At 77.1% G+C, this 7,887-nt stretch carries 6 protein-coding genes; 2 read left to right on the forward strand and 4 right to left on the reverse strand.

Going from position 1 to position 7,887, the window contains the following annotated elements; translation table 11 throughout:
- The coding region (locus ABEB16_RS01580; RefSeq protein WP_425560077.1) for an LGFP repeat-containing protein at positions 1–837 on the reverse strand (837 nt) is incomplete at its 3' end.
- The gene (locus ABEB16_RS01585) at positions 834–2,453 is read right to left on the reverse strand and encodes an LGFP repeat-containing protein (protein ID WP_345710524.1); all 1,620 of its coding nucleotides are present in this window, start codon (positions 2,451–2,453) and stop codon (positions 834–836) included. The genes ABEB16_RS01585 and ABEB16_RS01580, both read right to left, overlap by 4 nt.
- Before the next feature lie 155 nt (positions 2,454–2,608).
- Between ABEB16_RS01585 and ABEB16_RS01590 the strand changes: the two genes are divergently transcribed.
- On the forward strand, positions 2,609–3,418 hold the full coding sequence (locus tag ABEB16_RS01590) for a GNAT family N-acetyltransferase (protein WP_345710525.1): 810 nt from the start codon (positions 2,609–2,611) through the stop codon (positions 3,416–3,418).
- A gap of 47 nt (positions 3,419–3,465) precedes the next feature.
- Here the strand turns inward: ABEB16_RS01590 and ABEB16_RS01595 are convergent, their stop codons facing one another.
- Positions 3,466–4,353: a PadR family transcriptional regulator gene (locus ABEB16_RS01595; RefSeq protein ID WP_345710526.1), complete on the reverse strand. Its 888-nt coding sequence runs from the start codon at positions 4,351–4,353 to the stop codon at positions 3,466–3,468.
- 252 nt (positions 4,354–4,605) lie between these two features.
- Positions 4,606–6,162: an APC family permease gene (locus tag ABEB16_RS01600; RefSeq protein WP_345710527.1), complete on the reverse strand. Its 1,557-nt coding sequence runs from the start codon at positions 6,160–6,162 to the stop codon at positions 4,606–4,608.
- Between the two features lie 252 nt (positions 6,163–6,414).
- On the opposite strand from ABEB16_RS01600, the gene allB reads away from it, so the two are divergent.
- A complete protein-coding gene (gene allB, locus ABEB16_RS01605; RefSeq protein ID WP_345710528.1) occupies positions 6,415–7,815 on the forward strand; it encodes an allantoinase AllB in 1,401 nt (466 codons plus the stop codon).
- Positions 7,816–7,887 lie beyond the last annotated feature (72 nt).

Here is a 7,887-nt window from a genome sequence, read left to right on the forward strand (position 1 = left end):
CGACGTCGGCGCCGAGTACAGCGACCCGCCCTCGAAGTGCTGCCCGCGGCCACCGGCGCGCAGCGGCCCGAACTCCTCGCCCACGGGCAGCCGCAGCTCGCCGCTCTCGGAGCCGCGCTGCTCGTAGCCGGTGCGCAGCACGCCCTGCACGAGCAGGGTGCCGCGGGCGGGGGTCCACCAGATGCTGGCGCCGTTGAAGTCGGTGACGTAGGCGTCGTAGGTCGCCGCCTGCCGCTCGCTGGTCGTGGGGTACCCGAGCCGGCCGCGGAACTCCCCCTCGCGGCGGTAGCGGTCGTAGATCGCCCCCTTGACGACGTGGCCCACGTCGACGGCCGGCAGCGGGTCGAGGTAGAGGGCGCCGGTGTCCGCGCGGTACACCTCCACCCCCTGCGGCGTGCGCTCCGTGGGCGTGGCCGGCACCGCGCCGATGGCCAGGGGGGTGCCGGGGGCGCCGGAGCGCTCGACGAACTCCTGGCGGCTCTCCCACCGGTCGCAGTAGTAGGTCGCCGGTGCCGGCACCGAGGCCAGCACGCGGCCGCCGGCGTCGAGGAGGGCGACGTCCTCCCCGAGGGCCTGCTGCCAGCGGATCGTGACGGAGGCCGGCGCCGGGCTGGTGGCGACGGGCACGGTGTTGGCCTCGTTGAGCCGCACGGCGGCGACGGTGCCGTCCTGCTCGACGGTGACGAGCCAGCCGCTGCCGATGTTCCCCACGCCCCAGCAGACCGGGGAGACGGCGACACCCGGCGCGGCCGCGGCGGGTGTCGCGGCCGCCACGGCCAGCGCCAGGGCGGCCAGCGCGCCGGTGGTGGTGGCGCGCGCCGTGCGCGTCCTGCTCATCGGGTTCCCCCCCGGGTGGTCGTGCCGGTCGTGCCGGTCGTGTTGGTCGTGCCGGTGGGTCGCCGCAGCGGCTGGGTGACCGCGACCGTCGTGCCGCGCACCGGGTTCCACGTGATGGTGCCGCCGCTGAAGGACTGCACGGCCCCGTCCGCCGTGGGCTGCTCGGGCCCGCCGGGCCAGCCCAGCGCGGAGCGCTCCGCCCCGAACGCCCGGTACGCCGCGAGGATCGCCCCGCGCACGGGGATCACGTCCGGCTTGCCGAAGTACAGCGAGGCGCCCTGGAAGTGCTGGATGCGGCCGGGGCCGGCGATGTCGCGGCCCATGGTGTCGGCCACCGGGTACCCCAGGTACCCCGCCTCCCAGCCGGCCTGCCCCCACGCCAGGGCGACGCGGGTGTCGACGGCGTGCGCGTCGGTGGCCGGGCTCCAGTACACCGAGCCGTACGCGAAGTGCTGACCGGCGCCGCCGCCGCGCAGCGGGCCGAACTCGTCGGTCGTGGGGAACCCGAGGAACCCCCCGGGACCGCCGACCGCCTCGTACCGCGCGGCGATCGCCCCCGCCACCCGGTGCGCGCCGGTGCTGGGCGACCAGTAGGCGGTGCCGCCCTGGAACCGCTGCGCCCTGCCCTCGCCGTACCGGCCGGTGACGATCTCGTCGCCGAGGGGGTAGCCCAGCGGTCCGCGCTCCCAGCCGGTGCGCGCCCACAGGTCGCGGATGGCGCCCTCCACCACGGCCGGCCCGGTCCGCGGGGTCCAGTAGATGCTGCCCCGGCGGAAGTGCTGGCCGTACCCGCCCTCGCGCAGCGGCCCGAACTCCTCACCGGCCGGGACGCCGATGCGGGCGTCGGTGCGGTCGCCGAACTCGTAGCGCTCGCGGATGGCGCCCCTGACGAGGTGGGTGCCGAGGTCGGGGCTCCAGGCGATGGTCCCGCCGCTGAAGGAGGTCGCGAACCCGTCGAACGCGGGCGCTCCCCGCTCGCTGCTGCGGGGGTGGCCCAGGAACCCGCGGTGCCCGCCGAGGGCGAGGTAGCGGTCGCGGATCGCGCCGCGGACGACGTGACCGGTGGGCGGGTTCCCGGTGGGCCGCACGTAGAGGCTCCCCAGGGTGCCGCGGTAGACCTCCACGCCCTCGGCGGTGCGCTCGGTGGGTTCGGCGGGCAGCTCCCCGGCGGACTGCAGCCAGCCGGGGGTGTTGGACCCGCTGGCGGCGTAGTCGGCGCGGCTGCGCCAGCCGTCGCACGGGTGCGCCGGTGCCGATGCCCGCGCGGTGGCCAGCACGGTGCCGTCGACGTCGAGCAGCGAGAACGGCGGGGTGCCGTAGGTGCTGTAGCGCAGCTCCCCGGTCCCCTCCGGCAGGCGGGCCTCCAGGGCGTTCGCGTCGCGGACGTGGACGACGCTGCCGTCCTGGACGAAGCTCAGCGTCCACTCCGGGCTGCTGGTCTGGCAGTTCGGCTCGGCGCGGAACTCCCCGACGTCGGCCCGCGCCGCCGGGGCCGGGGCGGTGCGCGTCGTGCCGAGCGCTGCGGTGGCGAGGAGCGCCGCGGTGGCGGTGCGGGCCGGCCGCGCGCGCCCCGGGGCGGATGTGGACGTGGTGGTGCGACGTGCGGTGCTGGGCACTGTTCCCCCCTGGTGCGGCGGGCCCCCCAGCCCGCGTGCGGGCCGTCGACGCCGAGGCCCGTCCAGCACCCTGGTGCCCGGACGGGAACGACGCGGTCACGGCACAGTCACGTCCCGGCTACGGTGTGCCCGGCGAACGGGTGCGGGGAGGCGTCGTGGGGGACGAGCCGGAAGCGGGGGATCTCGCCGGCGGGGAGCTGGCGCGGGTCCGCGCCGAGATCGACGCGCTGGACGGCGACCTCGTGGCGCTCCTGGCGCGGCGGGAGCGGCTGGTGCGGCGCGCCGGGCGGCTCACGGCGGGCGCCACCGCGGTGTGCGACCCGGAGCGCGCCGTCCGGGTGGTGCGGCGCGCCCGGGAGCTGGCCGCCGCCGCGGCGGCCAGCCGGGAGGTCGCCGAGCGGACGTACCGGGCGATGGTCGGCGCCTTCGTCGACCTGGAGCTCCTCGCGTCCGGGTTCGCGACGCCGGGCCCCGCGGGCACGCTGCTGTCCCCGGCGGGCCCGGAGGACGCCGGGGAGCTGCTCGTGCTGCAGCGCGCGGCGTTCGCCGAGGAGGCGCGCCGCTACGGCGACCCGGGGCTGCCGGCGATGGTGGAGCCGGTGGCGGAGCTGTCCGCCGCCCTCGCCGCGGGCCCGGCGCTCAAGGCGGTGGCGGGCGGGCGGGTCGTGGGTTCGGTGCGCGGCCGGGTCGAGGCGGGGGTGCTGCACGTGGGCCGGCTCGTCGTGGCGCCGGACCGGCGCGGCCGGGGCATCGGCGGTGCGCTGCTGTCGGCGCTGGAGCGGGCCGTGGCGGGCGCGGCGGCGCGCGCGGTGTTGTTCACCGGATCCCGCAGCGCGGGGAACCTGCGCCTGTACGCCCGGCACGGCTACGCCGAGGAGCGCCGGGAGGAGGTGGGCCGCGGTGTCGTGCTGGTCCACCTCGGCAAGGACCTGCCCGGTCCACCTCCCGGCGGGCGACCCGGCTGAGCTGCCGAGCCGCCCGGGGGCGGCCCGGCGACCGGGGGGCGCGACGCTCAGGCCTCGGGGGACTCGGGGGTTCCGGGCTCCTCGGCGAGGATGCGGTACACCGCGCGGCGCGCCTCCTCGAGCACGGCGCGCGCGGCGTCCACCTGCGCCTCGGTGCCGAAGGACGCGACCTCGTGGGTGGCCGCCCCGAGCGCGGTGGCGCTCTCGGCCAGCGAGCGGACCCGCTCGCGCGGGCCGGCCTCCGGTGTTGCCCAGGGCTCGGTGAACTCCTCGGGGCTGGCCTCGACGTGGGCGCGACCGGCGTCGGTGAGGGAGAAGATGCGCCGGCCCTCCTGCTCGGTGCTGCTCACGAGGCCCTCGTCGGCCAGCTGCTGCAGCACGGGGTAGACGGAACCCGGGCTGGGGCGCCACGTGCCGCCGCTGCGCTCGGCGAGGTCGTTCATGATCGCGTACCCGTGGCGGGGGCCCTCCAGGAGCAGGGCGAGGACGGCGGCGCGGACGTTGCCGCGCCCCCGCCGCCGGCCGTGGCCGCGGCCGAAGGGGCCGCCGCGCCCGCCTCGGCCGCCGGGGCCGCCCGGGCCGGACGGCCCGAACCCCCCGGGGCCCCCGGCACCGAAGGGCCCGAACCCGCGCGGACCCCCGGGGCCCCCGGCACCGAAGGGCCCGAACCCCTCGGGGCCGAACCGCGGTGCGCCCCCGCCGTCGGGACCGCCCGGGGGGCGGGGGCCGGCGAAGGGCCCGGCGGCCGCCCGGGAGCGGAAGTGGTCGCGGTGACGGCGCCGGCCGGCCCAGGCCGGTGCCTCGTCGTCGCAGGCGAACCCGCCGGGGGCGAACCCGTGGTGGCCGGACTGGTGGCCGGACTCGTGGCCGGACTCGTGGCCGGACTCGTGGTGGGACTCGTCGTGGATGTGCTCGAAGCGGGGAAAGCGTGGCACGTCGTCCTCCGGGTGCGCGTTGTCGTGGTGTGCCGTTGTCGTGGTGTGTGTGGCCCGGTTCCGTGGTGGCCCGGGCGGGCGCCGGCGGTGCGGCGGTCGCGGGTCGGCTGCTCGGGCGCCTGTGGCGCGGGAGCTCCTTCCGACAGATCGACGATATATCGTTGACGTGTCGTTGGCAAGGGGACGACGAAGGGCCGGGTCCGCGCGGGTGTCGCGCGGACCCGGCCCCCGGCCGGACGGGTGGAAAGCCGCTCAGCGCACCGGCTCGACCTCCTCGTGCCGGGGTGCGGCGACGGCGGCGCGGGCCTCGCGCCGGCCCACCGCCCAGAACGCCACCGCGATCGCGACGAACAGCACGAGCGGCACGAACTCGGTGAGCAGGTACGTCCAGCGCTCCGCGTGCTCCCAGCCGTCGGGCCGGTAGTCCTCGCCGAACCAGTCGTCACCCAGGCCGGGGAAGAGCAGCTGCACCGTGCAGAACAGGATCCACCCCGTCGAGACCACCGTGAGCAGGCCGAGGGCGGGCGCCCGGTAGGGGCGCCGCAGCTCCGGCCGGCTGCGGCGCAGCTTCCACGCCGCGGGGAAGATGCCGAGGTAGGAGATCAGCGTCGTGGAGATCGCCAGGCCGAGCGCGACCCCGAAGAACTTGGCGATGCTGCCCGAGGTGATCTCGGTGACCGCGACGAACACGACGCTGGACATCACGCCCGACAGGACGTTCACCCGCACGGGCGTGCCGAAGCGGGCGGAGAACGTGCCCAGGGCGCGCGGGCCCGCGCCGTCGTAGCAGGACACCGCCAGCGTGCGGTCCGAGCCCATGATCCAGGTCAGGCCCGAGGTGAAGGCGACGACCGCCACCAGCGCGCCCATGACGTAGCCGGCCCACAGCCCCGCCCCGGACAGCGTGGCGACCACGGTGCCGTCCGCCGACGTCTCCACCGTCCCGCCGAACACCGTCAGCGCCTGCTTGACGGCGTCCGGGAAACCCGTCAGGCCGGTCGCCTGGTCGGTGGGGAGCACCAGCAGGATGCCCAGCACCGGTAGCCCGTAGAGCAGCGCCGTGGCGACGACCGACTTGGCGATGCCCGCCGGCACGTCCCGCTCGGCGTCCTCCATCTCCTCGCCCGCCGCGCTCGGCAGCTCGAACCCGACGAGGCTGAACAGGATGAGCGGCACCAGCGCCACGAGCCCGGAGAACGTCGGGGCGTACTCGCCCAGGCTCGGGCCGTGGAAGCCGTGCTCGGCGCCGTAGAGCACCACGACGACGCTGAACAGCCCCAGCAGCACGAAGCGGGCGATCGCGCCGATCGTCGCGATCCACTTGCCCACCCGGAACGACAGCACCGCGAACAGCACGCCCGCCCAGATGAACACCGCGGCGAAGACGTACGAGGCGGCCCTGGAGTACTCCTCGCCGCCGTTGTAGAAGGTGATCAGGCCGCCGAGCGCGGTGCCGACGAGCGTGCCGCCCATCCACACCGGGTTCGTCACCCAGTAGAAGAAGTTGTTGACCGCGCCGGCGAGGTGGCCGAAGGCCGCGCGCACCCAGACGTAGGGGCCGCCCTCGTCCGGCAGCGCGGCGCCCAGCTCGGCCAGCAGCATCGCCGACGGCACCGCGAACAGCGCCACGCAGATCAGCGTCCACGTGAAGCCCTGCCCGCCGACCGTGGCCAGGGTCCCCAGGCCGTCGATGCCGACCAGGGTGCAGACGAGGAAGAAGAAGATGTCCAGGCGGCCGAAGTGCCGCTGGAGCTTCGACCTCTCCAGCGCCCCGGCCGTCTCGCCGGTGGTTCCTGCTGCGCTCGCCATGTGCGGCTCCTCGGGGACGGGGGAAGGTCGTGGTACCGCGGAACGAGCCGTCGGGGAGGCGGCTCGCCGCGGATCCCTCCGTCCCGTCCGCCGTGCCGGGTGGTTCCCGCAGGCTGGCATGCTTCCCCGCACCGGGGAAGCGATTCGGCGCCACCCGGTGTGAAATCTGCGTTTCGCGCCCGCCCCGCGCACCGTGCACGCGGTGCGCGGGCGCGGGGCGCTCGTCGGGCGGTGCGATCGGGAGGAGCGGCGGTGGGTGGACGCGGGACGTCTTCGGCGGCGACGGGTGCCGGGGAGGGGTGGTCCCCGGGCGGGGAGCCGCCCGACCTCGTCGTGCACGCCGCCGGCGCCCTCGTCGGGGGAGGGCTGCGCCCCGCGACGGTCACCGTGGTGGCCGGCGTCGTGCGCGAGGTGCTGCCCCTCGACCGCGCGGTGCGGGGGGAGCGGACCCTGGAGCTCGCCCGGGGCGAGGTGCTGCTGCCGGGCCTCGTCGACACCCACGTCCACGTCAACGAACCCGGCCGCACCGAGTGGGAGGGTTTCGCCACGGCCACCCGCGCCGCCGCGCACGGCGGGGTGACGACCATCCTCGACATGCCGCTGAACAGCCTGCCGCCCACCCTCGACCCCGCTGCGCTGCAGGCGAAGCGCGCCGCCGCGACCGCCGCCGGGCTCGCGGTCGACGTGGGGTTCTGGGGTGGGCTGGTGCCCGCCAACGCCGGGTCCGTGCGCGCCCTGCACGAGGCCGGCGCGTTCGGGGTCAAGGCGTTCCTGCAGGACTCCGGCGTGCCGGAGTTCCCGCCCGTGGACGCCGCCGGCCTGCGCCGCGGGATGGCGCAGCTGGCCGGCACCGGCAGCGTCGTCCTCGTCCACGCCGAGGACCCCGCGGTGCTGGCCGCCGCTCCTGGCCCGCAGGGGCGCAGCTACCCGGCGTTCGTGGCCTCCCGCCCCCCGGCCGCCGAGGCCGCGGCCGTGCGCACCGTCGTCGAGGCCGCCGCGGCCACCGGGTGCCGGGCGCACGTGGTGCACGTCTCCAGCGCCGCCGGCGTCGCGGTGCTGCGGCAGGCGAAGGCGGCCGGGGTGCCCGTCACCGCCGAGACCTGCCCGCACTACCTCGCGCTGGCCGCCGAGGACGTGCCCGACGGCGCGCCGCAGTTCAAGTGCTGCCCGCCGGTGCGCGGGCGCGCCGACGCCGACGCGCTGTGGGAGGGGCTGCTCGACGGCACCCTCGACGTCGTCGTGTCCGACCACTCGCCGTCCACCCCGCAGCTCAAGCACCTCGACACCGGCGACCTCGGCACCGCCTGGGGCGGCATCTCGTCCCTGGAGGTGGGGCTGCGGGTGGTGTGGACCGCCGCGCACGAACGCGGCGTGGGCCTCGACCTCGTCGCCGACCTGATGGCCCGGCGCACCGCCGACCTCGCCGGCCTGCCCCGCAAGGGCCGCATCGCGCCGGGTGCCGACGCCGACCTCGTCGTGTTCGACCCGGGCGCCGAGGACGTGCTGCGGGCCGCCGACCTGCACCACCGCCACCCCGTGAGCCCCTACGAGGGGATGCGGGTGCGCGGTGCCGTCCGGCTCGCCCTGCTGCGCGGGACCGACTGCCGCGCAGGCGATCGGCGCGGGCGGCTGCTGGTCCCGGAGCGCCCCTGAGCGGGCCGCCGGCGGGGCGCCGCCCTCAGCGCCCCGCGGCGTCGTCGTAGGCGGCGCGCACCGCGGCGGCGC

The organism is Kineococcus glutinatus (assembly GCF_039542765.1).
Classification (GTDB): Bacteria; Actinomycetota; Actinomycetes; order Actinomycetales; family Kineococcaceae; genus Kineococcus_A; species Kineococcus_A glutinatus.

Bases quoted from the DNA above. Each gene is read 5' to 3' on its own strand.
- ABEB16_RS01600 (WP_345710527.1), bottom strand. From the start codon at position 6,162: ATGGCGAGCGCAGCAGGAACCACCGGCGAGACGGCCGGGGCGCTGGAG.